This is a genomic window from Streptomyces sp. NPDC104371 (genome assembly GCF_055583785.1).
The window spans coordinates 47,027-72,993 of record NZ_JBVJNF010000006.1 but is presented as its reverse complement, the minus strand read 5'-3'; the positions used below and the strand labels follow the sequence as shown (position 1 = coordinate 72,993).

20 protein-coding genes and 7 tRNA genes are annotated in these 25,967 nt (G+C 69.8%); 13 read left to right on the top strand and 14 right to left on the bottom strand.

All coding sequences use genetic code 11. The features are described 5' to 3' along the window. Positions 1 to 353 precede the first annotated feature (353 nt). The 3 genes from ACZ60T_RS19605 to ACZ60T_RS19595 all read right to left on the bottom strand — a co-directional run bounded on the left by ACZ60T_RS19605 (position 354) and on the right by ACZ60T_RS19595 (position 1,097). Positions 354 to 426 (bottom strand) — tRNA-Gly (locus tag ACZ60T_RS19605). Between the two features lie 81 nt (positions 427 to 507). Next, positions 508 to 579: transfer RNA gene (locus tag ACZ60T_RS19600), tRNA-Gly, on the bottom strand. Positions 580 to 779: 200 nt separating this feature from the next. After that, the gene (locus ACZ60T_RS19595; RefSeq protein ID WP_365629079.1) at positions 780 to 1,097 is read right to left on the bottom strand and encodes a histone-like nucleoid-structuring protein Lsr2; all 318 of its coding nucleotides are present in this window, start codon (positions 1,095 to 1,097) and stop codon (positions 780 to 782) included. Positions 1,098 to 1,460: 363 nt separating this feature from the next. Between ACZ60T_RS19595 and purS the strand changes: the two genes are divergently transcribed. From purS to purL, 3 genes are read left to right on the top strand one after another with little or no spacing between them, the layout of a single operon-like run. Then, positions 1,461 to 1,724, top strand: a complete 264-nt coding sequence (gene purS / locus ACZ60T_RS19590; RefSeq protein WP_365629082.1) for a phosphoribosylformylglycinamidine synthase subunit PurS — start codon at positions 1,461 to 1,463, stop codon at positions 1,722 to 1,724. Then, positions 1,721 to 2,401: a phosphoribosylformylglycinamidine synthase subunit PurQ gene (purQ, locus tag ACZ60T_RS19585; RefSeq protein WP_365629085.1), complete on the top strand. Its 681-nt coding sequence runs from the start codon at positions 1,721 to 1,723 to the stop codon at positions 2,399 to 2,401. Before purS ends, purQ begins: the two co-directional genes overlap by 4 nt. Then, positions 2,398 to 4,656 (top strand): phosphoribosylformylglycinamidine synthase subunit PurL, encoded by a 2,259-nt coding sequence (gene purL / locus ACZ60T_RS19580; RefSeq protein ID WP_469667024.1) that lies wholly within the window; start codon positions 2,398 to 2,400, stop codon positions 4,654 to 4,656. Before purQ ends, purL begins: the two co-directional genes overlap by 4 nt. Before the next feature lie 49 nt (positions 4,657 to 4,705). Here purL and ACZ60T_RS19575 read toward each other — a convergent pair whose 3' ends face one another. Next, positions 4,706 to 6,205: an MFS transporter gene (locus ACZ60T_RS19575; RefSeq protein ID WP_469667022.1), complete on the bottom strand. Its 1,500-nt coding sequence runs from the start codon at positions 6,203 to 6,205 to the stop codon at positions 4,706 to 4,708. A gap of 96 nt (positions 6,206 to 6,301) precedes the next feature. Between ACZ60T_RS19575 and ACZ60T_RS19570 the strand changes: the two genes are divergently transcribed. From ACZ60T_RS19570 to purM, 4 genes are all read left to right on the top strand, one after another. After that, the gene (locus tag ACZ60T_RS19570) at positions 6,302 to 6,943 is read left to right on the top strand and encodes a TetR/AcrR family transcriptional regulator (RefSeq protein ID WP_469667020.1); all 642 of its coding nucleotides are present in this window, start codon (positions 6,302 to 6,304) and stop codon (positions 6,941 to 6,943) included. Positions 6,944 to 7,130: 187 nt separating this feature from the next. Then, the gene (locus ACZ60T_RS19565) at positions 7,131 to 7,928 is read left to right on the top strand and encodes a maleylpyruvate isomerase family mycothiol-dependent enzyme (RefSeq protein ID WP_365629096.1); all 798 of its coding nucleotides are present in this window, start codon (positions 7,131 to 7,133) and stop codon (positions 7,926 to 7,928) included. Between the two features lie 222 nt (positions 7,929 to 8,150). Further along, positions 8,151 to 9,677, top strand: coding sequence for an amidophosphoribosyltransferase (purF, locus tag ACZ60T_RS19560; protein WP_365629099.1), 1,527 nt, complete (start codon positions 8,151 to 8,153; stop codon positions 9,675 to 9,677). A gap of 32 nt (positions 9,678 to 9,709) precedes the next feature. Then, positions 9,710 to 10,804, top strand: coding sequence for a phosphoribosylformylglycinamidine cyclo-ligase (gene purM, locus ACZ60T_RS19555; protein ID WP_469667018.1), 1,095 nt, complete (start codon positions 9,710 to 9,712; stop codon positions 10,802 to 10,804). An 84-nt stretch (positions 10,805 to 10,888) separates the two neighbouring features. Here the strand turns inward: purM and ACZ60T_RS19550 are convergent, their stop codons facing one another. Both ACZ60T_RS19550 and ACZ60T_RS19545 read right to left on the bottom strand, forming a co-directional pair. Continuing rightward, positions 10,889 to 11,143, bottom strand: coding sequence for a DUF3073 domain-containing protein (locus ACZ60T_RS19550; RefSeq protein WP_252426559.1), 255 nt, complete (start codon positions 11,141 to 11,143; stop codon positions 10,889 to 10,891). Positions 11,144 to 11,425: 282 nt separating this feature from the next. Further along, the gene (locus ACZ60T_RS19545; RefSeq protein WP_469667016.1) at positions 11,426 to 12,535 is read right to left on the bottom strand and encodes a Leu/Phe/Val dehydrogenase; all 1,110 of its coding nucleotides are present in this window, start codon (positions 12,533 to 12,535) and stop codon (positions 11,426 to 11,428) included. A gap of 242 nt (positions 12,536 to 12,777) precedes the next feature. Between ACZ60T_RS19545 and ACZ60T_RS19540 the strand changes: the two genes are divergently transcribed. After that, positions 12,778 to 13,620, top strand: a complete 843-nt coding sequence (locus ACZ60T_RS19540; RefSeq protein ID WP_469667015.1) for a DUF8083 family protein — start codon at positions 12,778 to 12,780, stop codon at positions 13,618 to 13,620. A gap of 544 nt (positions 13,621 to 14,164) precedes the next feature. After that, the gene (gene bldC, locus ACZ60T_RS19535) at positions 14,165 to 14,371 is read left to right on the top strand and encodes a developmental transcriptional regulator BldC (RefSeq protein WP_003949541.1); all 207 of its coding nucleotides are present in this window, start codon (positions 14,165 to 14,167) and stop codon (positions 14,369 to 14,371) included. 490 nt (positions 14,372 to 14,861) lie between these two features. Here bldC and ACZ60T_RS19530 read toward each other — a convergent pair whose 3' ends face one another. The 8 genes from ACZ60T_RS19530 to ACZ60T_RS19495 form a co-directional block, all read right to left on the bottom strand. Then, positions 14,862 to 15,062, bottom strand: coding sequence for a DUF6274 family protein (locus ACZ60T_RS19530; RefSeq protein ID WP_365629113.1), 201 nt, complete (start codon positions 15,060 to 15,062; stop codon positions 14,862 to 14,864). Between the two features lie 160 nt (positions 15,063 to 15,222). Beyond that, positions 15,223 to 15,297: transfer RNA gene (locus tag ACZ60T_RS19525), tRNA-Asp, on the bottom strand. 108 nt (positions 15,298 to 15,405) lie between these two features. Further along, positions 15,406 to 19,410, bottom strand: a complete 4,005-nt coding sequence (gene hrpA, locus ACZ60T_RS19520; protein WP_469667014.1) for an ATP-dependent RNA helicase HrpA — start codon at positions 19,408 to 19,410, stop codon at positions 15,406 to 15,408. A 104-nt stretch (positions 19,411 to 19,514) separates the two neighbouring features. Beyond that, entirely contained in the window at positions 19,515 to 19,826 is a 312-nt protein-coding gene (locus ACZ60T_RS19515) for a hypothetical protein (RefSeq protein ID WP_469667013.1), read from the bottom strand. Positions 19,827 to 20,005: 179 nt separating this feature from the next. Then, a tRNA-Phe gene (locus ACZ60T_RS19510) sits at positions 20,006 to 20,079 on the bottom strand. A 24-nt stretch (positions 20,080 to 20,103) separates the two neighbouring features. After that, positions 20,104 to 20,178: transfer RNA gene (locus ACZ60T_RS19505), tRNA-Asp, on the bottom strand. Positions 20,179 to 20,215: 37 nt separating this feature from the next. Beyond that, positions 20,216 to 20,288: transfer RNA gene (locus tag ACZ60T_RS19500), tRNA-Glu, on the bottom strand. Positions 20,289 to 20,368: 80 nt separating this feature from the next. After that, positions 20,369 to 21,940, bottom strand: a complete 1,572-nt coding sequence (locus tag ACZ60T_RS19495; RefSeq protein WP_469667012.1) for a metallophosphoesterase family protein — start codon at positions 21,938 to 21,940, stop codon at positions 20,369 to 20,371. A gap of 86 nt (positions 21,941 to 22,026) precedes the next feature. Between ACZ60T_RS19495 and ACZ60T_RS19490 the strand changes: the two genes are divergently transcribed. The 4 genes from ACZ60T_RS19490 (at position 22,027) to ACZ60T_RS19475 (ending at position 25,864) form a co-directional block, all read left to right on the top strand. Further along, a complete protein-coding gene (locus ACZ60T_RS19490; protein WP_252426566.1) occupies positions 22,027 to 22,377 on the top strand; it encodes a metallopeptidase family protein in 351 nt (116 codons plus the stop codon). Positions 22,378 to 22,584: 207 nt separating this feature from the next. Then, the gene (locus ACZ60T_RS19485) at positions 22,585 to 23,121 is read left to right on the top strand and encodes a hypothetical protein (protein ID WP_469667010.1); all 537 of its coding nucleotides are present in this window, start codon (positions 22,585 to 22,587) and stop codon (positions 23,119 to 23,121) included. Positions 23,122 to 23,380: 259 nt separating this feature from the next. Next, the gene (locus ACZ60T_RS19480; RefSeq protein WP_469667009.1) at positions 23,381 to 25,582 is read left to right on the top strand and encodes a DEAD/DEAH box helicase; all 2,202 of its coding nucleotides are present in this window, start codon (positions 23,381 to 23,383) and stop codon (positions 25,580 to 25,582) included. A gap of 209 nt (positions 25,583 to 25,791) precedes the next feature. After that, positions 25,792 to 25,864: transfer RNA gene (locus tag ACZ60T_RS19475), tRNA-Lys, on the top strand. The last annotated feature ends 103 nt before the right edge of the window (positions 25,865 to 25,967 follow it).

Sequence of the window (25,967 nt, the reverse complement as noted above, 5' to 3'; positions counted from 1 at the left end):
CGGCCCGCACGGCGATCTCCGCGCCGGGCACCCCGCCGACGTCCGGGCCTCACGGCACCTCGTCTTCGCCTGCGGTCGGTTCGCGCGCCGACCGGGAGCGCGTCGGCGACCAACTCCGGTTCCAGGCAACGGGTTCCAGTGGGCACGGCGCGGACTCGCGCGCCCCGTCGCGAGGCTCGTTCCACAGGAACGGGCTGCCCGTGACCAGTGAGGATCAGCGCCAGGCTCCGGGGAGTTCGGCACACGCGGATGTGGCAACCCTCACAGGACCCGACGAACCGCGAGGGAAACCGACCGACCTTCGAGGGAAACGAAAGAGACCCTGGTCCACTGGACCAGGGTCTCTCTTCCCGAGCGGACGACGAGGCTCGAACTCGCGACCTCAACCTTGGCAAGGTTGCGCTCTACCAACTGAGCTACGTCCGCATATGCTCCCGACCGGCTTTCACCGATCGGTGCGAGCACCAGCCTACCTGATCCACAAGGATGGTCGGACCGATGCCGTAGAGCGGGTGACAGGGATTGCACACTGCGCCTCCCCCTTGGAAAGGGGGTGTTCTACTACTGAACTACACCCGCATGTCCTCGGGGTTCCGGCCTTTCGGCCTTGCCCCTCGGCGTGCTCCAGACTCTAGCTGATCACCAGGGGGAGAGCGCAAGTCGGCTGTTGACAGGGGCCGATGAGGGTGCGAGCGACTGTTGCGCACCGAGAGCCGGGGTGCGCGCCGACGGGCTCCGGGCAGACCCGGTCAGGTCCGCCCGGAGCCCGCCCGGACACCTCAGTGCGCCTGCGCGAACGCTTCGTACACCTTCTTGGGGATGCGGCCCCTTGGCGGTACGTCCATGTTGTGCGAGCGCGCCCAGGCGCGGACCGCGGCCGGGTCGGGCGTCAACGCCGTGTGCGTGTACGACTTCCCGGACTTCGCCTTCTTGCGCCCGGCCTCGACGTACGGCGCCAGCACCTTGCGCAGCTTCTTTGCATTGGCTCGATTGAGGTCGATCTCGTACGACTTGCCGTCCAGACCGAAGGCGATGGTCTCCGCCGCTTTCGAGCCGTCGATGTCGTCAAAGAGAGTGACTACGACACGCTGCGCCACGAATATCGGTCCCTTCGTGCGACACCTCCGCGGCCACCCATCCCGACGTGCACAGACGTGGGGAAGATGACGGAGAGATGTCGACTGTCCGGCAGTAATTGAGCGAAGTATCGGCTATTGCCATTTCCTTTGTACAGTGCCCGGCATTGCACTGTGAAGACCGACCGAATGCCTCCGCGTGTCCGAGGGCCAATGTTCTCCCCACCCTCTACGGATTTTCCAATGATTTTCCTTGCAATCTCCGCAGGTGGTCGCCACTGTGCCGTGACCGCGGTCACGTAGGATGCTACGAATCTACGCGAGTAGAAATTTTGTGCGGGTAGTCTGAAGGGACCTGCTCAGCACCACACACCGGGAGTGCCAGTGGCACGCGTCGTAGTCGACGTCATGCTCAAGCCGGAGATTCTCGACCCGCAGGGCCAGGCGGTGCAGCGCGCGCTGCCGCGGCTCGGATTCGAGGGTATCTCCGACGTACGTCAGGGAAAGCGATTCGAACTCCAGGTGGACGGGCCGGTCGATGACGCCGCGCTCGCCCGTATCCGCGATCTGGCGGAGTCCTTCCTCGCCAACACCGTGATCGAGGACTTCACCGTCAAGGTGGAGGAAGTGGCGGAGGCCGCGAAGTGACCGCTCGTATCGGCGTCGTCACTTTCCCCGGCAGCCTCGACGACCGGGACACCCAGCGCGCGATCCGCCTCGCGGGCGCCGAACCGGTCGCGCTCTGGCACAAGGACAAGGACCTGCACCAGGTCGACGCCGTCGTCCTGCCGGGCGGCTTCTCCTACGGCGACTACCTGCGCGCGGGCGCCATCTCCCGCTTCTCGCCGGTGATGGAGACCGTCATCGAGCAGGCGAAGGCCGGCCTTCCGGTGCTCGGTATCTGCAACGGCTTCCAGGTCCTCACCGAGGCCCATCTCCTCCCGGGCGCGATGCTCGGCAACGACCACCTCCACTTCATCTGCCGCGACCAGAAGCTGCGGGTGGAGAACGCGCGCACGGCCTGGACCAGCGACTACGAGGCGGGCCAGGAGATCCACATCCCGCTGAAGAACATGGACGGCCGGTACGTCGCCGACGCGTACACGCTCGACAAGCTGGAGGCCGAGGGGCGGGTGGTGTTCCGCTACCTCGACCTCAACCCCAATGGCTCGCTCCGTGACATCGCGGGCATCACCAACGAGGCCGGGAACATCGTCGGTCTCATGCCGCACCCCGAGCACGCCGTCGAGCCGCTGATCGGTACGGGCCGTACCGACGGTCTGCCGTTCTTCACGTCGATTCTCAAGAAACTGGTTGGCGCATGAGCCGGACGCCTCTGGACACGGTCGAGCACGCGGCCGAGACCCCCGACGTCGAGCTGCCCTGGGCCGAACTCGGCCTGAAGAAGGACGAGTACGAGCGGATCGTCGAGATCCTGGGCCGCCGCCCGACCGGCGCCGAGCTCGCCATGTACTCGGTCATGTGGTCCGAGCACTGCTCGTACAAGTCCTCCAAGGTCCATCTGCGCCAGTTCGGCGAGAAGGCCCCCGAGTCCGACGCGCTGCTCGTGGGCATCGGCGAGAACGCCGGTGTCGTGGACGTCGGCCAGGGATACGCGGTCACGTTCAAGGTCGAGTCGCACAACCACCCCTCGTACGTCGAGCCCTACCAGGGCGCGGCCACGGGCGTCGGCGGCATCGTGCGCGACATCATCGCGATGGGCGCCCGGCCGGTCGCCGTCGTGGACCCCCTGCGCTTCGGCGCGGCCGACCACCCGGACACCAAGCGGGTGCTGCCCGGCGTCGTCGCCGGCATCGGCGGCTACGGCAACTGCCTCGGCCTGCCCAACATCGGCGGCGAGGTCGTCTTCGACGCCTGCTACCAGGGCAATCCGCTGGTCAACGCCGGTGCCATCGGCGTGATGCGGCACGAGGACATCCATCTCGCCAAGGCGTCCGGCGCGGGCAACAAGGTCATCCTGTACGGCGCCCGGACCGGCGGCGACGGCATCGGCGGCGCCTCGATCCTGGCCTCCGAGACCTTCGACGACGCGAAGCCCTCCAAGCGCCCCGCCGTTCAGGTCGGTGACCCCTTCCAGGAGAAGCTCCTCATCGAGTGCACCCTGGAGGCGTTCCGCGAGAAGCTGGTCGTCGGCATCCAGGACCTGGGCGCGGCCGGTCTGTCGTGCGCCACGTCCGAGCTGGCCTCCAACGGCTCCGGCGGCATGCGCGTGACCCTGGACGACGTACCGCTGCGCGACTCGACGCTCTCCCCCGAGGAGATCCTCATGAGCGAGTCGCAGGAACGGATGTGCGCGGTCGTCGAGCCGTCGAAGGTCGAGCGGTTCCTGGAGATCTGCGCCAAGTGGGACGTCATCGCCACGGACATCGGCGAGGTGACCGACGGCGACCGGCTCGAGATCTACTGGCACGGCGGGAAGATCGTCGACGTCGACCCGCGGACGGTCGCGCACGAGGGTCCGGTGTACGAGCGCCCGTACGCCCGTCCGCACTGGCAGGACGCGCTCCAGGCGGACGACGCGAACAAGCTGCCGCGCCCGGCCACGGGTGCGGAGCTGAGGGAGCAGGTCCTCCGGCTCGTCGCCTCCCCCAACCAGGCCTCGAAGTCCTGGATCACCTCGCAGTACGACCACTTCGTGCAGGGCAACACGGTTCTCGCCCAGCCCGAGGACTCCGGGATGATCCGGATCGACGAGTCGACCGGGCTCGGCGTCGCCATCGCGACCGACGGCAACGGCCGGTACGCGAAGCTCGACCCGTACACGGGCGCACAGCTCGCGCTCGCCGAGGCGTACCGCAATGTGGCGACCACCGGCGCCAAGCCGCTGGCCGTCTCCGACTGCCTCAACTTCGGCTCGCCCGAAGACCCGGCCGTGATGTGGCAGTTCGCGGAGGCCATCCGCGGACTCGCCGACGGCTGCCAGCAGTTGGGCACGCCGGTGACCGGCGGCAACGTCTCCCTGTACAACCAGACCGGCGAGGCGGCCATCCACCCGACCCCGGTGGTCGCGGTGCTGGGCGTCATCGACGACGTCGCCCGGCGCACCCCGGTCGCCTTCCAGGAAGAGGGCCAGCTCCTCTACCTGCTCGGCGACACCCACGAGGAGTTCGGCGGCTCGGCCTGGTCGCAGGTCGTCCACGACCACCTCGGCGGGCTGCCTCCGCGGGTCGACCTGGAGCGGGAGCGGCTGCTCGCCGAGATCCTGATCTCCGCGTCCCGCGACGGCATGATCGACTCCGCGCACGACCTGTCGGACGGCGGTCTGGTCCAGGCGGTCGTGGAGTCGGCCCTGCTGGGCGGCAAGGGCGCGCGGCTGGTCGTCCCCGACGGTCTGGACGCGTTCACCTTCCTGTTCTCCGAGTCGGCCGGCCGCGCGATCGTCGCCGTGCCGCGCTCCGAGGAGATCCGCTTCAACGACATGTGCGGTGCGCGGGGTCTGCCCGTCACCCGCGTCGGTGTCGTCGACGGCGACACGGTCGAGGTGCAGGGCGAGTTCGAGCTGCCCCTGGCGGAGCTGCGCACGGCCCACGAGGGGACCATTCCGGCGCTGCTGGCCTGATCCCGCCTTTGAGGGGCCCCGTCCGGGACAGACACCGGGCGGGGCCTTCTCATACGGCCTCGGCGGGCCGCGCCTCCACCGGTCGCGTCCTCGGCAGCCTCAGGGCGAGCAGCACGGACAGCGCCATGAGCGCGGCCCCGCACAGGAACACCGTGTCGAGCGCTGAGACGTACGCGGTCAGGCCCGCCGCACGGTCCGCGCCGCGCAGCACGGCCAGGGAGCCGACGTCGCCGGGGCCGTCGTAGAGACGGTTCAGCAGGGTGCCGAAGAGGGTGGCGCCGAGGGCCCCGCCGAGGGTCTGGAAGAAGCGGATCGCGGTGGTGGCGACGCCGAGTTGGTGGACCGGGGCCGACTGCTGCACCAACTGGATCAACTGCCCGAGGAGTTGGCCGAAGCCGAGGCCGACGAGCAGCAGGGCCGCCCGCAGTTGCCACAGGGAGGTGTGGGTGCCGGTGGTGCCCAGCACCAAGTAGGCGGCCATGCACAGCACGGACCCGCTGATCACGAACGTCCGCTCGGACCAGCCGCGTTCGGTGAGCCACCCGGTGATGACGCCGACCGCCATGATGCCTGCCGCCATGGGGATCAGATACAGGCCGGCGGAGGAGCTGGTGATGCCGCGGACGAGCTGGAGGTAGACCAGCACGTAGTAGATGACGCCCATCATGGCCGCGCCCATCAGCCCCTGGATCGCGAAGCCCAGCCGCAGTTCGCGGATGCGGAAGAGCGAGGGCGGCAGGATGGGCTCGGCGGCGGTGGACTGGCGGCGCAGGAAGAGCCCGAGAGCGCAGACGCAGGCCAGGGCCAGGCCGGTGATCTGCGGCGAGGTCCACGCGTACTGCTTGCCGCCCCATTCGGTCACCAGCAGCAGAGCGGTGGAGAACGCGGCGGCGAGCGTGGCGCCGGTGAAGTCGATCGAGCGGCCGGTGGCGGGGCGGGGGAGCTTCAGCACGACCACCGCGGTGGCCAGGGCGGCGATGCCGAGCGGCAGATTGACGTAGAACGCCCAGCGCCAGCTCGCGTGGTCGGCGAGGAAGCCGCCGAGCCAGGGGCCCACGGCCATACCGCCGCCCGCGACGATCCCGCCGGTGCCGGCGCCCTGGTTCTTCTTCCGGCCGGGCCCCGCGAGCTGGGCGATGACGACCATCGTCACGCTCATCAACCCGCCCGCGCCGATGCCCTGTACGGCCCGGGAGGCGATCAGCATGCCGATCGACTGGGCCGCGCCGCACAGGGCCGAGCCGCCCAGGAAGGCGCTCAGGGCGCCGAGGAAGACGGGCTTGGCGCCGAGGGTGTCGCAGAGCCTGCCGTAGAGCGGGAGCATCGCGGCGGACGCCAGCGAGAAGGCGCTGACCAGCCACGGGATCTTGTCGATGCCGTGCGCGGGATCGAGGTCGCGGACGATCGGCACGGTGGCCGCCGAGACGATCTGCATGTCCAGGACGGCGAGGACGATCGTGACGAGGCAGGCCAGTAAGCCGAGTTTGCGCTGGGTGTCGGTCAGTTGAGGGTCGGTCGGGCGGGCGCTGGTCGGTCGGGTGTCGGTCATGGGCAGCACCATGCCCCGGATTTATGTATCGAGTCAATATTTCATCGCGGAGTAAATTTCGGCTCGGGCTAAATTTCGCCTTGGTACAGTGGCGCCATGGCTGCTGAGGCGATGGGGCTGCGCGAGCGCAAGAAGCACCAGACGGGGCTGCGGATCTACCGGACCGCCATCGCCCTGTTCGCGGAGAAGGGCTTCGAGGCCGTCTCGGTCCAGGAGATCGCCGACGCCTCCGACGTCTCCAAGATGACCGTCTTCAACTACTTCGGTACGAAAGAGGATTTGGTCTTCCGGCCCATGGTCGAGCACTTCTCGGACGCCGCCCGCGCTGTCCGCGAGCGCGCGCCCGGCGAGTCGGCCGTGGACGCCGTACGACGGCAGTTCCTGGAGATGATCGAGGGGCGCGATCCATCGGTCGGCCTGCACAGCGAGCCGTTCGCCCGCCGGATCCGCGAAGTCATCATGGCGACGTCGGTACTGAGGGAACGTGCCTACGTCGAGTCGGAGAAGGGCGCGCGGGCCCTGGCCGATCTGCTCACCGAGGAGACCGGCGACGCCACGCTCGCGCTGATCGCCGCCACGACGCTGACCGCCGCGCGCGGCGCCCTCGTCGAGGAGCACTACCGCCGCGTCATGGCCGGCGAGAGCATCGACGAGGTCGCCGCCGACGCCGCCGACCGCGCGAACCGCGCCTTCGACCTGGTCGCGAAGGGCCTGCGCGGCTACGCGGTCAAGGCCTAGGGCCTGTTGCGAAAGTCGCGTCGTTCGCCCGGAGGGCGGGCCTGGCGGCGTCCGGTGCGGTGCATCGCAAGGCGGAGGGTCGCCCGCGTACTGGATGTACGCGGGTGATCCCGACAACGCGGCGAGGTGCCGTGCCGGGCGTCGCCAGGCAGGCGGGACTTTCGCAACAGGCCCTAGGCTCACCGCCATGCCCCCGGCCAAGAAGCGCACCAGGACCTACGATCCGGTGAAGACCCGCACCGCGGTGCTCGCCCAGCTCGCGGGTGTACGGGACGCCGTACGCACCCTGACGCCCGAGCAACTCGCCCTCCCCACACGGCTGGAGGGCTGGACCGTACGGGAACTGGTCGCGCACATCGGGATGGCCGTCACCGCGGTCGGCCGCGCCCTCGAGCTGCCGGAGCCGGCGCGGCAGGACGCCTCGCTGCTCGACTGGCCGTTCGCCACCTCCGCCGACGCCGCCGCCATCGACGCGTTCACCCGGTGGCTCGCCCAGGACCCCCCCGACCTCGACGCCTGCCTCGCCGAGGCCCAGCAGGACCTGACGCGGCAGCTCGACACGTACCCCGGCACCCGGCTGCTGGCCACCCACCGCGGCGCCCTGCCGCTCGCCGACTACCTCGTCACCCGCGCCGTCGAACTCGTCGTCCACACCGACGACCTGAACGCCGCCGTTCCCGGGCTCGACATCCCGTACGACCGCCAGGCACTCGCCGCCGCGACCCGGCTGCTCGCCGACGCCCTCGCGGTGAAGGCACCCGGTGCCTCGACCGAGGTGCGCATTCCGCCGTACGCCGTCGTGCAGTGCGTCGAGGGCCCCCGGCACACCCGCGGCACCCCGCCCAACGTCGTCGAGACCGACCCGCTGACCTGGATCCGGCTGGCCACGGGGCGGACGCCGTGGCGGGAGGCCCTGGCGGACGCCCGCGTCAGCGCGAGCGGGGACCGGGCCGACCTCACGGCGCTGCTGCCGCTCATGGCCTGAGACGGGAGTCCAAGAGCGCGCGGGATGTGTGACGCCTCACTCAATTCCGCAGAACGGGAATCACCGCGTCCGCGTGCTGCGCGGGTATGCCCCGGACGACTCGCCAAGCGCTGCTGACCAGCGAAAACGCCGTACGCCCGGTAGGGGCCGGGGGTGAGGGGCCCGGAGATCGGCCCCCTCCCCAGTTCGGACCAGCGGTCGGCCTCGAATACACTCGGGGACGTGCCACGTGGTGACGGTCGACTCAATCACGACTTGCTCCCCGGTGAGAAAGGCCCCCAGGACGCGTGCGGCGTCTTCGGTGTCTGGGCTCCGGGCGAAGAGGTCGCAAAGCTCACGTACTTCGGGCTCTACGCCCTCCAGCATCGGGGTCAGGAATCCGCGGGAATCGCGGTCAGCAACGGCTCCCAGATCCTCGTCTTCAAGGACATGGGCCTGGTGTCCCAGGTCTTCGACGAGACTTCTCTCGGTTCGCTCCAAGGTCATATCGCGGTCGGTCACGCCCGCTACTCGACCACCGGCGCCTCCGTGTGGGAGAACGCCCAGCCGACGTTCCGCGCCACGGCCCACGGGTCGATCGCGCTCGGTCACAACGGCAACCTCGTCAATACGGCGCAGCTCGCCAAGATGGTGGCCGCCCTCCCCAAGGAGAACGGCCGCGCCACCCAGGTGGCCGCGACGAACGACACGGACCTCGTCACCGCGCTCCTCGCGGGCCAGGTCGACGACGACGGCAAGCCGCTGACCGTCGAGGAAGCGGCCCCGCTGGTCCTTCCGCAGGTCAAGGGGGCCTTCTCGCTCGTCTTCATGGACGAGCAGACCCTCTACGCGGCCCGCGACCCGCAGGGCATCCGTCCGCTGGTCCTCGGCCGCCTGGAGCGCGGCTGGGTCATCGCCTCCGAGACCGCCGCGCTCGACATCACGGGCGCCAGCTTCGTCCGCGAGGTCGAACCGGGCGAGTTCATCGCGATAGACGAGAACGGTCTGCGGTCGTCGCGATTCGCGGATGCGAAGCCTCGCGGCTGTGTCTTCGAGTATGTGTACCTGGCCCGCCCCGACACCGACATCGCCGGGCGGAACGTCTACCTCTCCCGCGTCGAGATGGGCCGCCGCCTCGCCAAGGAGGCCCCCGCCGAGGCCGACCTGGTCATAGCGACCCCGGAGTCCGGCACCCCGGCCGCCATCGGCTACGCGGAGGCGAGCGGCATCCCCTTCGGCGCCGGACTGGTCAAGAACGCGTACGTCGGGCGTACCTTCATCCAGCCCTCGCAGACGATCCGCCAGATCGGCATCCGCCTGAAGCTGAATCCCCTCAAGGACGTCATCAAGGGCAAGCGCCTGGTCGTCGTCGACGACTCGATCGTGCGCGGAAACACCCAGCGGGCGCTGGTGCGGATGCTGCGTGAGGCGGGAGCCGCCGAGGTCCACATCCGGATCTCCTCCCCGCCGGTGAAGTGGCCGTGCTTCTTCGGCATCGACTTCGCCACCCGCGCCGAGCTGATCGCCAACGGCATGACGGTCGAGGAGATCGGCACCTCGCTGGGCGCCGACTCGCTGGCGTACATCTCCCTCGACGCCATGATCGAGGCGACCGCCATCGCCAAGCCGAACCTGTGCCGCGCCTGCTTCGACGGTGAGTACCCGATGGAGCTGCCGGACCCCGAGCTGCTGGGCAAGCAGCTCCTGGAGACCGAGCTGTCGGCCGGTCCGGCCGACACGGCCGCGACGGACGCCATCCGCCGTCCGTGAGCCCCTCCCCCCAACCCGAAAGATCCCAGGCAATGTCTACTGCGTTCGATCGGTCGACCCCATCGACGGGAACCTCCGGTGCCTCCTACGCGGCGGCGGGCGTCGACATCGAGGCGGGCGACCGCGCGGTGGAGCTGATGAAGGAGTGGGTGAAGAAGACGCAGCGCCCCGAGGTCCTCGGCGGCCTCGGCGGCTTCGCCGGTCTCTTCGACGTCTCCGCCCTGAAGCACTACGAGCGCCCGCTGCTCGCGTCCGCCACCGACGGGGTCGGCACCAAGGTCGACATCGCCCGCCGGATGGGCGTCTACGACACCATCGGCCACGACCTGGTCGCCATGGTCATGGACGACATCGTGGTCTGCGGCGCCGAGCCGCTGTTCATGACCGACTACATCTGCGTCGGCAAGGTCCACCCGGAGCGCGTCGCCGCGATCGTGAAGGGCATCGCCGAGGGCTGTGTGCTCGCCGGATGCGCCCTGGTCGGCGGCGAGACGGCGGAGCACCCCGGTCTTCTCGGCCCGGACGACTTCGATGTCGCGGGCGCCGGTACGGGCGTCGTGGAGGCCGACCGGCTGCTCGGCGCCGACCGCATCCGCAAGGGTGACGTCGTGATCGCCATGGCCGCCTCCGGACTTCACTCGAACGGGTACTCACTCGTCCGCCACGTGCTGCTCGACCGGGCGAAGCTCGGCCTCGACCAGCACGTGGAGGAGCTGGGCCGGACCCTCGGCGAGGAACTTCTGGAGCCCACGAAGATCTACTCGCTGGACTGCCTGGCGCTCACCCGCACCGCCGAGGTGCACGCGTTCAGCCACATCACCGGTGGCGGGCTCGCGGCCAACCTCGCCCGGGTGATCCCGGACGGGCTGCACGCGGTCGTCGACCGTGCGACCTGGACCCCGGCGCCGATCTTCGACCTGGTCGGGAAGACCGGAGACGTCGAGCGCCTGGAGCTGGAGAAGACGCTGAACATGGGCGTCGGCATGATCGCGATCGTCCCCGAGCAGTCGGTGGACGTGGCGCTCGCCGCCCTGGCCGACCGCGGCGTGGAGGCATGGGTCGCCGGCGAGATCACCGACCGGGACGGCCACGAGACGGGCGCGGCCCTGGTGGGTGACTACGCTTGAGCGGCAGCACGAAACCCGGTCCGGTGCCGAGGCGCCGGGCCGGGTGAGGTGCAGTTAGATGCGGAATCTGCGAAGCGTGCTACGTCAAGCGCCGCGCCGCCGTGACGTGGGACCGGACTGGTCGTCCTCGTCGTCCTCATCGTCGTCGTTGTACAGATCCGCGTACCGTGCGTACGGGTCGTCGTTTTCGTCGTCCTCGAACGGCTCGCTGTTCGGCGGCTGGCTCGAAGTCGATGCGCCCAGTTCATTGGCAAGCCGCGTCAGATCTGTCCCACCGCTGTTGTACTTCAGCTGGCGGGCGACCTTTGTCTGCTTGGCCTTGGCCCGGCCGCGCCCCATGGCTCGACCCCCTCGATGACAGGGCTCGACGGCCCCAGAGTCTTGACACGCGTTCATGATCCAGAACGGGCTCTCCTCGGAGAGACCGGTCCGTAGGGCTTCCACGGTACCTGAGCCCACGCCCATACGGTACGTCGCCCGTGGGCGGGCGTGTGCCCAAGACCGCCGAGGTACCCCGTCCTCGCTGGTCACGGCCGATTTTAACCACTAATTGGCGGACGACCCGCCGATAAGAGTGAGAGTTCTCTCCCTCTCCCGTCGGCGGGTACCGGTCACGCCTGCTCACCTCTGCGCGGTGACGCCCGAGCGAGCCTCCGTCCGTGCCTCGGCCATCCGCTGCTCGGCGATCCGGTCCGCCGCGGCGGCGGGCGGAATGCCGTCCGTCTTCGCACGTGCGAATATGGCCAGCGTGGTGTCGAAGATCTTCGCGGCCTTCGCGCGGCACCGGTCGAAGTCGAAGCCGTGCAGTTCGTCGGCGACCTGGATGACACCGCCCGCGTTGACCACGTAGTCCGGCGCGTACAGGATCCGGCGGTCCGCGAGGTCCTTCTCGACGCCCGGGTGCGCGAGCTGGTTGTTGGCCGCGCCGCACACCACCTGCGCCGTCAGCACCGGCACCGTGGCGTCGTTCAGCGCTCCGCCGAGCGCGCAGGGGGCGTAGATGTCCAGCCCCTCCGTGCGGATCAGGGCCTCGGTGTCGGCGGCCACGGCGACCTCGGGGTGCGCGTCGGTGATCCGGCGCACGGCGTCCGGCCGCACATCCGTGATCACGACCTCGGCGCCGTCCTCCAGCAGATGCTTGACCAGGTAGTACCCGACCTTGCCGACGCCGGCGACGCCGACCTTGCGGCCCCGCAGCGTCGGGTCGCCCCACAGATGCTGGGCGGAGGCGCGCATGCCCTGGAAGACGCCGTAGGCGGTGAGCACGGAGGAGTCGCCCGCGCCGCCGTTCTCCGGGGAGCGCCCGGTGGTCCAGGGGCACTCCCTGGCCACGACGTCCATGTCCGCCACGTACGTGCCGACGTCGCACGCGGTCACGTACCGGCCGCCGAGCGAGGCCACGCACCGGCCGTACGCGAGCAGCAGGTCCTCGGTCTTGATCCGCTCGGGATCACCGATGATCACGGCCTTGCCGCCACCGTGGTCCAGCCCGGCCATGGCGTTCTTGTACGACATCCCGCGCGCGAGGTTCAGCGCGTCGGCGACGGCCTCCTCCTCGGTCGTGTAGGGGTAGAAGCGGGTACCGCCGAGGGCGGGGCCCAGGGCGGTGGAGTGGATCGCGATGACGGCCTTGAGGCCACTGGCCCGGTCCTGGCAGAGCACGACCTGCTCGTGGCCTCCCTGATCCGAGCGGAACAGGGTGTGCAGGACGCCGTCGGTTACGTCGGTCACGGTGGTGACTCCCGGATGAGTAGCGGCGGTTGGGGCGGGCCCGTACGGGTGGTGGGCCCGGTGGGCATGAGCGTAGAACGTGCGGGTGCCTGTCGGCGGTGTCGTGCTCAGGATCACCCCTGCTTGGAGTACGGCGCGTACGGCCATGCCGGGCCCATGGCACGATTTGCCATGGTTTTCCGCCCCCGGCCCGGCCGCCCCCGGACGGGTTTCGGGTGCGGTCCGATGGGGAGGGAGCAGGCGTGCCCAAGGTGTCCTCGGTGATCGTCCCGTATGCGTCCTACTTGCGCGTGTACGAGCCGCTGGCCGCCTTCCCGGAGCCGGAGCGCGGCCACTGGGAGCGGTACGCCCGCCGCCCCGACCGCCCCTCGTACCAGGACGAACTGCGCCGCTCCCTGGCCGACTTGCTGCCCACCCCGCCGGTCGCCGTGCCGGTGCACGAGAGCGGCGACGCCTTCGTGACCGAGGTCGAGGGGGCGCTGTGCGTCTGCCCGTGGCGCACGCGGCTGCGCGGCTGGCAGGCGCTGGGCGAGCCGGACCAGGAACTGCCCGTGCCGGTGCTGGACGCGGTCCTGCCGCCCGTGGTGCGCCGCCAGGCCGCCCAGGACTACGAGCGCTGGCTGGCCCGCAACCCGGACGCGCGGCCGTGGATCCGCACCGCGACCTGGCAGGTGCCGCTGAACTGGTTCGTGCTCGTCTCCGACGGCGAGCGGCGCTATGACAAGGGGTCCGGCGAGATCCCGCCGATGCTTCGCTATCGCACGCCCATGGTGCAGGCGCGGCGGCGCACCGCTCGGGCGCTGCGGACGCTGCGGGAGACGATCGACGAGGGGCCGCTCATCGACGGGCTGGTGGAAGTGGGGCGCTGGCTGGAGGAGTTCCATCCGCGCTCACTGGTCGAGTTGGACTACGGCGGGCTCGTGCACGCCCTGCCGGCCGCGGAGCTGGACGGGGACCACTCGGCCGCGGATGTCGCCGAGGGCATCGAGGCGCTGCGGCGGGGCGACGGGGTCACCGCGGGGGAGGCGTACGGGCGGCTGGTGGAGCGCTGGCGGGCCGTACGGGACCGCCGCTCGGCGAACTGACAGCAGAGCTGCGACGAACCGGTGCGCGAATTGTGACCCGTGAGACATGATGAAGTGATAAGTCTTGGCCCAGGGTTGACGTGCCGCAGACAGATGCGCGGGACGTAGGCCTCAGATCCGGGCTAATGCTGTCAAGCGTGACGGACCGCACTTACAAGGACCTTGCGCCTAACGGCCCTCCTCATGCCAAAATAGGACAAGGAGCCCGGGGGAGGTTCCGCCTGTCCACTCATGTTCGGATTCTCTGCGTTGCGTGCTTTGGGGGGTCTGGGGCCTCCTGATCGCCCTGTGACTGATCGTCACAGTGGCGTGACTGTCCGCTATGGCATGGTCCATCGGCTTCCGTCGCTGATGAACACCTGGGAGGGCAATTCCATCGGTTTGGCCGACGCGGCTGGACAGATGGTGTAGTTGTAGTGCCGAGGACAAGCCGTTCGTCCTATAACCGACTCGACTCGCGTCCGCCATATCGGGCAACGCGGGTCAAGGTGCAGAATTTAGAGGAAAGAACCGAGAAGGTTCGGTTCTCCCGAGGAGGCCGCTCATGACAGCTCGCACCCCTGATGCCGAGCCGCTGCTGACCCCGGCTGAGGTCGCCACGATGTTCCGCGTCGACCCCAAGACGGTCACGCGGTGGGCGAAGGCCGGCAAGCTCACGTCGATCCGTACGCTCGGCGGCCACCGCCGCTACCGCGAGGCCGAGGTTCGCGCCCTGCTGGCGGGTATCCCGCAGCAGCGCAGCGAGGCCTGAACAACTGCATAACCGGACATACCGTCAGACCCCCCAATCTGCCGCGACGTCCACCCACAGCTCCAACTGACGCGGGTTCTGCCCCAACAGAGCCCTCCCCCGAGGTCATCTGAGGCACGACAAGGGTGCGTCATCGATCGCGCTGGACTCCGCCGGGTCCAGCGCGATCTTTTTTGTTGCCCCACCCACCCCCATCAGCCCCGATTCATGAGCGGCCCTGTGGAGGTCTGGGGAGGGGTGTCGGATCTGTTGTGCGGGGCCCTCGGGGGAGGTGCAATTGCACATATTAAATTGACCCTTTGTAGGCGGGGTGTAAGGGACGCGGTTCCTCAAAGTTATGTCGTGACACCCGTCACACGCCCGGGTTCTTGTTGCGCTCGTGCTCTCTTTGCTAGAGGAACACGCTTGCGTGGAAAGGGTGTTGGGCGAATGGGCGCGCGTGTCCGGAGGCGGCCGGGTGCGAGTTCCGGACGGCCCTCAAGGGCCTCTGTCACGCCTGGGAGGCGCCGGCGGGGCTCTCGTCCACGAAGACCGCCTGCGGGCTCTCCTCGCCGTACGGGGCCGGTTCCGTCGCCAGGAGCTGTAACTGGCGGCAGACCGCGCAGTGCCACGTCACATGACGGAGGCCGGAAGCGGCGGCCAGATGGGCACGGAGCAGAGCACGCGTCTTGTGTCGAACGGACGTCGCCATACGCCACCTCCTGGGCTCGAACAGCCCTTTGGCCCTGGCTTCCGGGGTACCGGGGGAATGTGACGCCGTCAAGTCCCACGGCGTCCGGCGGCGAGTGGACCACGGCAGCCGTACGCGAGCACGAAGAAGCCCCGCACCTTCAAGATGCGGGGCTTTACTGCGGTCCTGACGGGATTTGAACCCGCGGCCTCCACCTTGACAGGGTGGCGAGCACTCCAAGCTGCTCCACAGGACCAGGTTTCGCGGCGCGGATCGTGCGGTGCGCTGCGAGAAGAGACTGTACAGGAGGGTGAGCCCCCGGGTCGAACTCACCCAACGTGTACCGTCCGTCACCCGGTGGCCGTCACGGTGCGGCCGCGTCGATCGCCTTCACGATCCGCTTGTCCGAGACCGGATACGCCGTGCCCAGCGCGTGCGCGAAGTAGCTGACCCGCAGCTCCTCGATCATCCAGCGGATGTCCAGGACCGAGGAGGGGACAGGGCGGCCCTGCGGCAACTGCTCCAGCAGCCACGCGTACTCGTCCTGCATCTCCTGGACCTTCTCCATCCGCGTGGTGTCCCGCTGGACGTTCGTCGGCATCTGCTGCACCCGGCGGTCCACGGCGATCAGATAGCGCATCAGGTCGGGCAGGCGCCGCACTCCCACCGCGGTGACGAAGCCGGGCTTCACCAGGGCGTCGACCTGCGCCCGTACGTCCGTCAGGTTCGCCAGCAGCGCCGGGCTCCGTACGGCCTTCAGACGGCGCTCGCAGGACTGCCAGGCGGCCAGCACCTGCTGCACCTGCCCGACCGTGCGCACCGTCATGTCGACGATCTCCGCGCGCACCCGGTCGTACAGCTTCCGATACGACTCCTCGTCCCAGGCAGGCCCTGCGAAGTCCGCGATCAGCCGGTCCGCCGCCGCCGTCGCGCAGTCGTCGAACAGGGCCTGGATCGAGCCGTGCGGGTTCGCCGACAGACCGAGCTTCTGGGCGTTCGTCAGCTTCTCGGACGCGAACTTCGCCGGGTTCACCGGGATGTTCCGCAGGATCAGGCGCCGCGTGCCCTGCCACATGGCCTGCGCCTGCTCCTCCTCCGTGTCGAAGAGGCGTACGGAGACCGTGTCGCCGTCGTCGACCAGCGCCGGATACGCCTTCACCGGCTGGCCGGCGCGGCGCGTCTCGAAGACGCGGGTCAGCGAGCCGATCGTCCAGTCCGTGAGGCCCGTACGCTCCAGCGACGTACCGCCCTGCCGCTCGGCCGTGGCCGCCGCGGCCTGCGAGAGCGCCTTGCGGGCCTTCGGCTTCAGCTTGAGCTTCAGGGCCGTGAGGTCCTTGTCCTCGGCGAGCTTGCGGCGCCGCTCGTCGACGATCCGGAACGTGACCGTGAGGTGGTCCGGCACCTTCGACCAGTCGAAATCGGCCGCCTCGAACGGCACGCCGACCATCCGTCTCAGCTCCCGCGCCATCGCCACCGTCAGCGGCTCCTGAGCGGACTGCGCCTGGCCGTCGGCCTCCGGGGCCGACGCCTTCTCCAGGAACGCCTTCGCGTAGTTCGGCGCCGGGACGTAGTTGCGGCGGACGGGCTTGGGCAGGGAGCGGATCAGCTCGGTGACCAGTTCCTCGCGCAACCCCGGGATCTGCCAGTCGAAGCCGTCGTCCTCAACCTGGTTGAGGACCTGCAAGGGGATGTGGACCGTCACGCCGTCCGCGTCCGCGCCGGGCTCGAACTGATAGGTGACCTTGAACTTCAGCCGGCCCTGCCGCCAGGAGTCGGGGTAGTCGTCCTTGGTGACCGCGCCCGCCTTCTCGTTGATGAGCATCTCGCGCTCGAAGTCGAGGAAGTCGGGCTGCTCATGGCGCTTGTGCTTCCACCAGGAGTCGAAGTGGGCGCCGGACACCACGTGTTCGGGCACCCGCTGGTCGTAGAAGTCGAACAGCGTCTCGTCGTCGACCAGGATGTCCCGGCGCCGGGCGCGGTGCTCCAACTCCTCGACCTCGGTGAGGAGTCTGCGGTTCACGGCGAAGAACTTGTGGTGCGTGCGCCAGTCGCCCTCGACGAGCGCGTTGCGGATGAACAGCTCGCGGCTCGCCTCCGGGTCGATACGGCCGTAGTTCACCTTCCGCTGGGCGACGATCGGAACGCCGTACAGCGTCACCTTCTCGTACGCCATCACGGCCGCCTGGTCCTTCTCCCAGTGCGGTTCGCTGTACGTCCGCTTCAGCAGATGACCGGCGAGCGGCTCCACCCACTCGGGCTCGATCTTCGCGTTGACGCGCGCCCACAGCCGGGACGTCTCCACCAGCTCGGCGGACATCACGAAGCGCGGCGGCTTCCTGAAGAGGGACGAGCCCGGGAAGATCGCGAACTTGGCGTTGCGGGCGCCCACGTACTCGTTGCGTCCGCCGTCCTTGCGGGCGCCGGCCCCGGAGTCCTTGGACTCCTTCACGTCCTTCAGCCCGATGTGCGAGAGCAGCCCGGCGAGGAGCGAGACGTGGACGCGGTCGCCCGGGGCGTCCTCCTCGTTGAGCTGCATGCCCATCTGCTTGGCGACGGTGCGCAGTTGGGTGTAGATGTCCTGCCATTCGCGGATGCGCAGGAAGTTCAGGTACTCCTGCTTGCACATCCGGCGGAACGACGACGAGCCGCGCTCCTTCTGCTGCTCGCGGAGGTACCGCCACAGATTGAGGTAGGCGAGGAAGTCGCTGGTCTCGTCCTTGAAGCGGGCGTGCTGCTGATCGGCCTGGGCCTGCTTGTCGGAGGGGCGTTCGCGCGGGTCCTGGATGGACAGCGCGGCGGCGATGACCATGACCTCGCGGACACAGCCGTTGCGCTCGGCCTCCAGGACCATCCGCGCGAGGCGGGGGTCGACCGGCAGTTGGGCGAGCTTGCGGCCGGTGTCCGTGAGCCGCTTGCGCGGGTCCTTCTCCGCCGGGTCCAGCGCGCCCAGTTCCTGGAGGAGCTGGACGCCGTCGCGGATGTTGCGGTGGTCCGGCGGGTCGATGAAGGGGAACTTCTCGATGTCGCCGAGACCGGCCGCGGTCATCTGGAGGATGACGGAGGCGAGGTTCGTCCGGAGGATCTCCGCGTCCGTGAACTCGGGCCGGGTCGTGAAGTCGTCCTCGCTGTACAGGCGGATGCAGATACCGTCCGACGTACGGCCGCAGCGGCCCTTGCGCTGGTTGGCGCTCGCCTGGGAGACCGGCTCGATGGGCAGGCGCTGGACCTTGGTGCGATGGCTGTAGCGCGAGATACGGGCGAAGCCGGGGTCGATGACGTACTTGATGCCCGGGACGGTCAGCGAGGTCTCGGCCACGTTGGTGGCCAGGACGATCCTGCGGCCCGTGTGCTGCTGGAAGACACGGTGCTGCTCGGCGTGCGAGAGCCGGGCGTAGAGGGGCAGCACCTCGGTGAACCGGTACTGCTTCTTGACCAGGGCGTCCGCCGTGTCGCGGATCTCCCGCTCCCCGGAGAGGAAGACGAGGATGTCGCCCTTGCCCTCGCCCATGAGTTCCTCGACGGCGTCCGTGATCGCGGTGATCTGGTCGCGGTCGGCGTCGTCGCCGTTCTCCTCGAGGAGCGGGCGGTAGCGCACCTCGACGGGGTAGGTACGACCGCTGACCTCGATGATCGGCGCGTCGCCGAAGTGCCGCGAGAAGCGCTCGGGGTCGATCGTGGCCGAGGTGATGATGACCTTGAGGTCCGGGCGCCGCGGCAGGAGCTGGGCGAGGTAGCCGAGCAGGAAGTCGATGTTGAGGGACCGCTCGTGGGCCTCGTCGATGATGATCGTGTCGTAGGCGCGCAGCTCGCGGTCCGTCTGGATCTCGGCGAGCAGGATGCCGTCCGTCATCAGCTTCACGAAGGTGGCGTCGGGGTTCACCTGGTCGGTGAAGCGCACCTTCCAGCCGACGGCCTCGCCGAGGGGCGTGTCCAGCTCCTCGGCCACGCGCTCGGCGACCGTCCGGGCGGCGATACGGCGGGGCTGGGTGTGGCCGATCATGCCCCGTACGCCACGGCCGAGTTCCATACAGATCTTGGGGATCTGTGTGGTCTTGCCGGAGCCGGTCTCGCCCGCCACGATCACGACCTGGTGGTCGCGGATGGCGTCGGCGATCGCGTCCTTCCGCTGGCTGACGGGAAGCTGCTCGGGATACGTGACGGCCGGGACGCGGGCGGCGCGCCCGGCGATCCTGTCCTCGGCCTTGACGACCTCCGCCTCGATCTCGGCGAGTACGGCGGTCCGGGCCTCGGGCTTGCGGATCTTGCGCGCGCCTTCGAGCCTGCGGCCGAGACGGTGCGCGTCACGCAGGGACAGCTCGGTCAGGCGGCGGGCGAGGGTGCCGAGGGCGGGGGCGGGATGCGTAGACATACGCGGTCCAGGATCTCACCTTGGCGAAATTCCTGGCTAACGATTTGCCTCCGGCGGTTCGGCGGGTCGCCCCCGCGGCCCTCGGGGCGGGCGATCGGGTGCGCTCAGCCGCCGCTCGGCTGCTGTGGGACCGGAGGCGCGGGCTGCTCGCGGGGAGCCCTGTCCTGGGTCATCGCGGTGGCGGTGTTGGAGACGGCCTTGATGCCCAGGTACGCGGTGGTCATCCCGCTCATCGCGGTGAACGCCGCGCTGAGCACGCCCACGATCACCGACTTGTCGCCGTCCAGCCGCCACACACCGAAGATCACGACCCCGGCGATCGCGACATTGCTGATGAGGACCGCGAGTAAGCCGTAGCGGGCGCGGTCCTTCTCCACCTCGACAGCTCCGGCGAGTTTCGCCTGATCCCGGCGCATGATTCCCCCGTTCGAACGATTGCGTCGACTTGCTCGAAACGTAGCGGCCGGGAGAGGACATGCCAAGGAGGGGCGGGACACGCGACACGACGTGCGACGCGACCTTCGGCACGAGCTGCGAAACGAACTTCGACACGACGAAAGCCCCATCCCGCAAGGGATGAGGCTCTCATCAACGGTGGCTGGGGCCGGGGTCGAACCGGCGACCTTCCGCTTTTCAGGCGGACGCTCGTACCAACTGAGCTACCCAGCCACGAGGTTTCACGTGAAACCTCAGCGGTCCTGACGGGATTTGAACCCGCGGCCTCCACCTTGACAGGGTGGCGAGCACTCCAAACTGCTCCACAGGACCAAGCGTTGTGTACGACAGTGTCGCACACGGTTGTGCGTGCCCCCAACGGGATTCGAACCCGTGCTACCGCCTTGAAAGGGCGGCGTCCTAGGCCGCTAGACGATGAGGGCTATCGGCCCGCCTGCGCGCTTCTCAGCGCGTCGGGGACGTGAGAAGCATATGGGATGGGGGGAGGGTTCGCCAAAACGGTTTAGGGGGCGGGCGTCCGGGGCGTGCCGGAGCGGTCCCGGGGCGCGGGTGTCGGGTGTGCGCCCGGCTGGTTCTCCCTGGGCAGGTGGCGGGTCACCTCCGCCGCCGTGAGGCCCAGTCCGCCGAGCTTGATCTCGTCCCAGGCCTGGAGGCGGCGGGTGTCCCGGTCCAGGTAGAGGATCGAGGCCTCGATGGGGTCCGGGTCGTCGTCCTCGACCGCGCGCAGTCCGCTGCCGCCCGTCGAGCCCTCGATGCGCAGCCGGGTGCCGTACGGCATGACCTCCATCTTCTCCCGGTGCAGATGACCGGCCAGCACCAGAGGCACCTCGCCGTCCGTCTCGCGGGCGGCCGTCGGCTCGTGGGCGATGGCGATGTCGACGGGGGTCCCGGCGGCCTTCTGGTCGCTCAGGGCGGAGGCCAGGCGGGCGCCCGCCAGCTCTTCGGCGCGGTCGCCGCCGGGCGCGGCCGAGCGGTCGGGGGTGAACTGCGGGTCGCCGATCCCGGCGAAGCGCAGGCCCGCGAGAGTGATCGCCCTGCCGTCGTCCAGCACATGGACGTTCTTCATCCGCTCCATATAGCGCTGGGTGGTGCGGGAGTCGTGGTTGCCGCGGACCCATACGTACGGGGCGCCCAGGTCCTCGACCGGGTCCAGGAAGCCGTTCTCCGCCGCCGTCCCGTGGTCCATGGTGTCGCCCGAGTCGACGATCACGTTCACGCGGTACTGCCGCGCCAGCGACGCGATGATCTTCCAGCTCGCCGGGTTGAGGTGAATGTCCGAGACATGCAGGACCCGGATCGTCGTGGGGTCGGGTTCGTACGCGGGGAGGGTGGACGTGGCGTCGTACAGCTTGGTCACGTTGGTCACCAGGCGCGCCAACTCCTGCTGGTAGACGTCGAATTCGGTGACGATGCTGCGCGCGTTGCCGACCAGGGAGGGGGCGGAGGAGAGCAGGCCCGAGAACCTCGGTTCGAGGACCGAGGCCGGGTTCCAGGTGGCGTACGCCGTCGTGCCCGAGGCGGTGAGGAGCGCGAGGGCCAGGCCGCCTGCGGTCAGGGCGCGGCGCGGGCGGCGGTAGACCACGAGGCCGAGTGCGGTGGCGCCGAAGACCACCGCGACACAGGAGCGCACGGCGAGATCGAGGGTGCCGTGTTCCACGTCGTGGGTGACCTCCTGCTGGAGGCCGGAGAGCCGCTCGGGGTGGTCGACCAGCGCCTGGGCGCGGACCGGGTCGAGTCGGTCGACGTTGACGTCGAGGCGGACGGGGGCCTGGTGGCTGTCCAGCCGCAGCGCGCCGAGCGGGGAGACGTTGATCTTCGTGCCGCCGGTGAGGGAGGGGCGCAGGGTCATGGTGGTGTCCATCGGGCCCACCGGGACGCGTACGTCGCCCACGATCAGCAGGCCGAGCCAGGCGCCAAGCAGCACGACGCCGACCATGCCGAGCGCGTGGAGCCAGGGGTGCGGCCGGGGGACGAGTGAGGTGGCGGGCGGCGGGCGCCGAGAGCGGTGGCGTCGGGCGAGGGCACCCGCCGCCCTGAGCAGGCGGCGCGGGGCTGCGGCGAGGACGCTGGCCATTGGTCCCGTATGCCCAGTTCCGGGCGCGGCTATGCGGGACGGATTCGCGGCTGCCCCGCGGACCCGCCGTACCGGACAATGGCCCTGTGCTGGAGATGACGCGCGAGGAGTTCGAGGAACTGGTCGCCGAGGCGCTCGACCGGATTCCACCGGAGTTGACGCGGCTGATGGACAACGTGGCGGTGTTCGTCGAGGACGAGCCGCCCGCCGACGATCCCGACCTGCTCGGGCTCTACGAGGGCACTCCGCTGACGGACCGCGGCGAGTGGTACGCGGGCGTGCTGCCGGACCGGATCACGGTCTACCGGGGGCCGACCCTGCGGATGTGCGAGACGCGCGAGGACGTGGTGGCCGAGACGGAGGTGACGGTGGTGCACGAGATCGCCCATCACTTCGGGATCGACGACGAGCGGTTGCACGTGCTCGGGTACGGGTGACGCCCAGGCCCCCGGACGGGTGAGGCGATGGTCCCCGGACGGGTGATGTTCTCTTCGCGTGGCCGCGTGTCCTCTTGCGGGTGGCGGGAGTTGGGCAGGGGGACTCCTCGACCGTCCCCGACCTCTCGGCAGCTTCCCGCGCGCTCTGCCCCGCTCGCGCGCGGGAGTTCGCCGGACAGGGGAGACCCCTAGCGGAGGTGGCTGCCCGTGCCCGCCTGTTACGTACCCGTCCGTCTGGCCGTCACGGTGCTGGCCGTCGTCGCGAGTGCCGGCTGCATGAGCGTGGGGGACGACGCGGGCAGCCCCCGGCCCGCGCACTCGGCAGGGCGGCACGGCGGGACCGCCCCGGACGGCGGGGCGCGGGCGCGGGCAAGCGGCGGTGACGGCAAGGCGGCAGGCGGCGCCACGGTCAAGGGAGGCCCGGCGACGTCGGGCGCGCCCGGGGCCTCCGCCGCACCCTCCGCGTCGGCGTCCCGAGGCGACGCCGAGAGCCGGGACCCCGAGCCGCCCGCCAAGGGGGAGGCCCCGAAGGGGGACGACGGCAGCGGCAGGCCGGTACCGCCCGCGCCGACGAAGGCCGAGCCGCTCCCGACCCGCACGTCTTCCGCGCCGTCGCCGCCCCAGGAGCCCGACCCGCCGTCGCCGTCCCCGACCGTCGCGGAGCCGTCGTCCTCGGCACATGAGCCGACCCCGCAGTGGGCGCACCGGGAACCGGCGCCGCGGGCGGGCCACCCGGTGGCCTAGCGGGCCAGGGCCTAGGTGGACGGCTGTGTGGTGAGCCGTGTGGTGAGGCTCACCCGGGGAGCGCCGGAATCGGTTTGCGTTCGCCGGGCTCGGGTGCGTATGGTGGCAGATCGTTTGATCCCATTTGCCCGGCGCCATCATGACGCGCCGCGTGTGGCGCGTACTCTCCCTTGCCGTGGCCGGACCGCATTGAGGCGGTCGATTGCGAATTCACGGAGTTTGGGCGCGTGCCGTGAACTCCGGAAGGTTCGCATTTCGCATGTCTGTTTCCAGCACTGAACACATCGTCCTGCCCGAGAACGGGGAGGGCGAGGACCAGTCCACCGCCCCCGAGATCACCTTCGCCGACCTCGGCCTGCCCGAGGGCGTCGTCCGCAAGCTCGCGCAGAACGGCGTCACCGCGCCCTTCCCGATCCAGGCCGCGACCATCCCGGACGCCCTGCTCGGCAAGGACATCCTCGGCCGCGGCCGGACCGGATCGGGCAAGACGCTCTCCTTCGGTCTGCCGACCCTGGCCACCCTGGCCGGTGGGCGCACCGAGAAGAAGAAGCCGCGCGCCATCATCCTCACGCCGACCCGTGAGCTGGCCATGCAGGTCGCCGACGCGCTTCAGCCCTACGGCGACGTCGTCGGGCTGAAGATGAAGGTCGTCTGCGGCGGCACCTCCATGGGCAACCAGATCTACGCCCTCGAGCGCGGCGTGGACATCCTGGTCGCCACGCCCGGCCGACTGCGCGACATCATCAACCGCGGCGCCTGCTCCCTCGAGAACGTGCAGATCGCGGTGCTCGACGAGGCCGACCAGATGTCCGACCTGGGCTTCCTGCCCGAGGTCACCGAGCTGCTCGACCAGGTGCCGGCCGGCGGCCAGCGCATGCTCTTCTCCGCGACCATGGAGAACGAGATCCAGACGCTCGTCGACCGCTACCTGAACGAGCCGGTGAGCCACGAGGTCGACGCCGCCCAGGGCGCCGTGACGACCATGTCGCACCACATCCTCGTCGTGAAGCCGAAGGACAAGGCCCCGGTCACCGCGGCCATCGCCTCCCGCAAGGGCCGCACCATCATCTTCGTGCGTACGCAGCTCGGTGCCGACCGTGTCGCCGAGCAGCTCCGCGACGCCGGTGCCAAGGCGGACGCGCTGCACGGCGGCATGACCCAGGGCGCGCGCACCCGGACGCTGGCCGACTTCAAGGACGGGTACGTGAACGTGCTCGTCGCCACGGACGTCGCGGCCCGCGGTATCCACGTCGACGGGATCGACCTCGTGCTCAACGTGGACCCCGCCGGGGACCACAAGGACTACCTGCACCGCGCCGGTCGTACGGCTCGCGCGGGCCGTACCGGCACGGTCGTGTCGCTCGCGCTGCCGCACCAGCGGCGCCAGATCTTCCGGCTGATGGAGGACGCGGGCGTCGACGCCTCGCGCCACATCATCCAGGGCGGTGCCGCCTTCGACCCGGAGGTCGCCGAGATCACCGGTGCCCGGTCCATGACCGAGGTCCAGGCCGAGGCCGCCGGTAACGCCGCGGAGCAGGCCGAGCGCGAAGTCGCCCACCTCACCAAGCAGTTGGAGCGCGCCACGCGGCGTGCGGCCGAGCTGCGCGACGAGGCCGACCGGCTGGTCGCCCGCTCCGCTCGCGAGCGGGGCGAGGACCCCGAGGCTGCGGTCCAGGCCGCCGCGGCGGCGGTGACCGAGGCCCAGGAGAGCCCGGCTGCCGCCGGGACGCCGGAGGCCGCCGAGGTCTTCGTGCCGGGCCAGCCGACCGCGCAGGACGCCGAGCGGGTCCAGCGGACCGAGGAGCGTACGGCCGGTGCGCCGTCGTACGAGCGTCGTGAGCGCCGCGATGACCGTGGTGGTTTCCGTCGTGACGGTGACCGCGACCGCCGCCCCTTCGACCGTGACCGTCGTGACGGTGAGCGTGGTGGGCGTTCGTTCGAGCGGCGTGACGACCGTGGTGGTTTCCGCCGTGACGGCGACCGTGACCGTCGCCCCTTCGACCGCGACCGTGACCGGGACCGTGGTTTCGGCGACCGTGACCGTGACCGTCGTTCCTTCGACCGTGACCGTCGTGACGGTGAGCGTGGTGGGCGTTCGTTCGAGCGCCGCGATGACCGTGGTGGTTTCCGTCGTGACGGTGACCGTGACCGTCGTCCGTTCGACCGTGACCGTCGTGACGGTGAGCGTGGTGGGCGTTCGTTCGAGCGGCGTGACGACCGTGGTGGTTTCCGTCGTGACGGTGACCGCGACCGTCGCCCCTTCGACCGCGACCGTGACCGCCGCGACGACCGCGGCGGCCACCGCGGCAGCGACCGCCCGTTCAACCGTGACCGCCAGGGCGACCGCCCCGGCTTCCGCTCCGGCTCCCACGACCGCCCCTACGGCCGTCGTGACGACCACCGCGGCACGGGCTCGTTCGGCCGCCGCGAGGACAAGCCGCGCTGGAAGCGCAACGGCTGACACCCGGTCACCGGGACAGGCCAGGATCGGGAAGGGTCCGTACGACTTCGGTCGTGCGGGCCCTTCCGCGTTCCTGCCCGGAGTCCGTCGTGCGGCTGGATCGGCCGGAGGGCCGTGAGCCGGATCTCCACCGTTGGGGTGGCCGGGTCAGCGGTACCCGATCGGCGTCCCGGCCTCCTGGGGCTATGCTCGGGGAGGCAACATCGCCAGGGCCCTTAGCTCAATTGGCAGAGCAGTGGACTTTTAATCCATTGGTTGTGGGTTCGAGTCCCACAGGGCCTACGGGTTGTAGGCGGGGGGAGCGCCCTCTGACCTGCTATGCAGCGCCCGGGTTGGCTTCGGTCGGCTCGGGCGCTGCTTCGTTTTCGGGCTCTTGCGTGAGCGA

Bases quoted from the DNA above. Each gene is read 5' to 3' on its own strand.
- ACZ60T_RS19565 (WP_365629096.1), top strand. From the start codon at position 7,131: ATGCCCCCGGCCAAGAAGCGCACCAGGACCTACGATCCGGTGAAGACC.
- purL (WP_469667024.1), top strand. From the start codon at position 2,398: ATGAGCCGGACGCCTCTGGACACGGTCGAGCACGCGGCCGAGACCCCC.
- ACZ60T_RS19495 (WP_469667012.1), bottom strand. From the start codon at position 21,940: ATGGCCAGCGTCCTCGCCGCAGCCCCGCGCCGCCTGCTCAGGGCGGCG.
- ACZ60T_RS19570 (WP_469667020.1), top strand. From the start codon at position 6,302: ATGGCTGCTGAGGCGATGGGGCTGCGCGAGCGCAAGAAGCACCAGACG.
- hrpA (WP_469667014.1), bottom strand. From the start codon at position 19,410: ATGTCTACGCATCCCGCCCCCGCCCTCGGCACCCTCGCCCGCCGCCTG.
- ACZ60T_RS19575 (WP_469667022.1), bottom strand. From the start codon at position 6,205: ATGACCGACACCCGACCGACCAGCGCCCGCCCGACCGACCCTCAACTG.
- purM (WP_469667018.1), top strand. From the start codon at position 9,710: ATGTCTACTGCGTTCGATCGGTCGACCCCATCGACGGGAACCTCCGGT.
- ACZ60T_RS19515 (WP_469667013.1), bottom strand. From the start codon at position 19,826: ATGCGCCGGGATCAGGCGAAACTCGCCGGAGCTGTCGAGGTGGAGAAG.
- bldC (WP_003949541.1), top strand. From the start codon at position 14,165: ATGACAGCTCGCACCCCTGATGCCGAGCCGCTGCTGACCCCGGCTGAG.
- ACZ60T_RS19530 (WP_365629113.1), bottom strand. From the start codon at position 15,062: ATGGCGACGTCCGTTCGACACAAGACGCGTGCTCTGCTCCGTGCCCAT.
- ACZ60T_RS19480 (WP_469667009.1), top strand. From the start codon at position 23,381: ATGTCTGTTTCCAGCACTGAACACATCGTCCTGCCCGAGAACGGGGAG.
- ACZ60T_RS19550 (WP_252426559.1), bottom strand. From the start codon at position 11,143: ATGGGGCGCGGCCGGGCCAAGGCCAAGCAGACAAAGGTCGCCCGCCAG.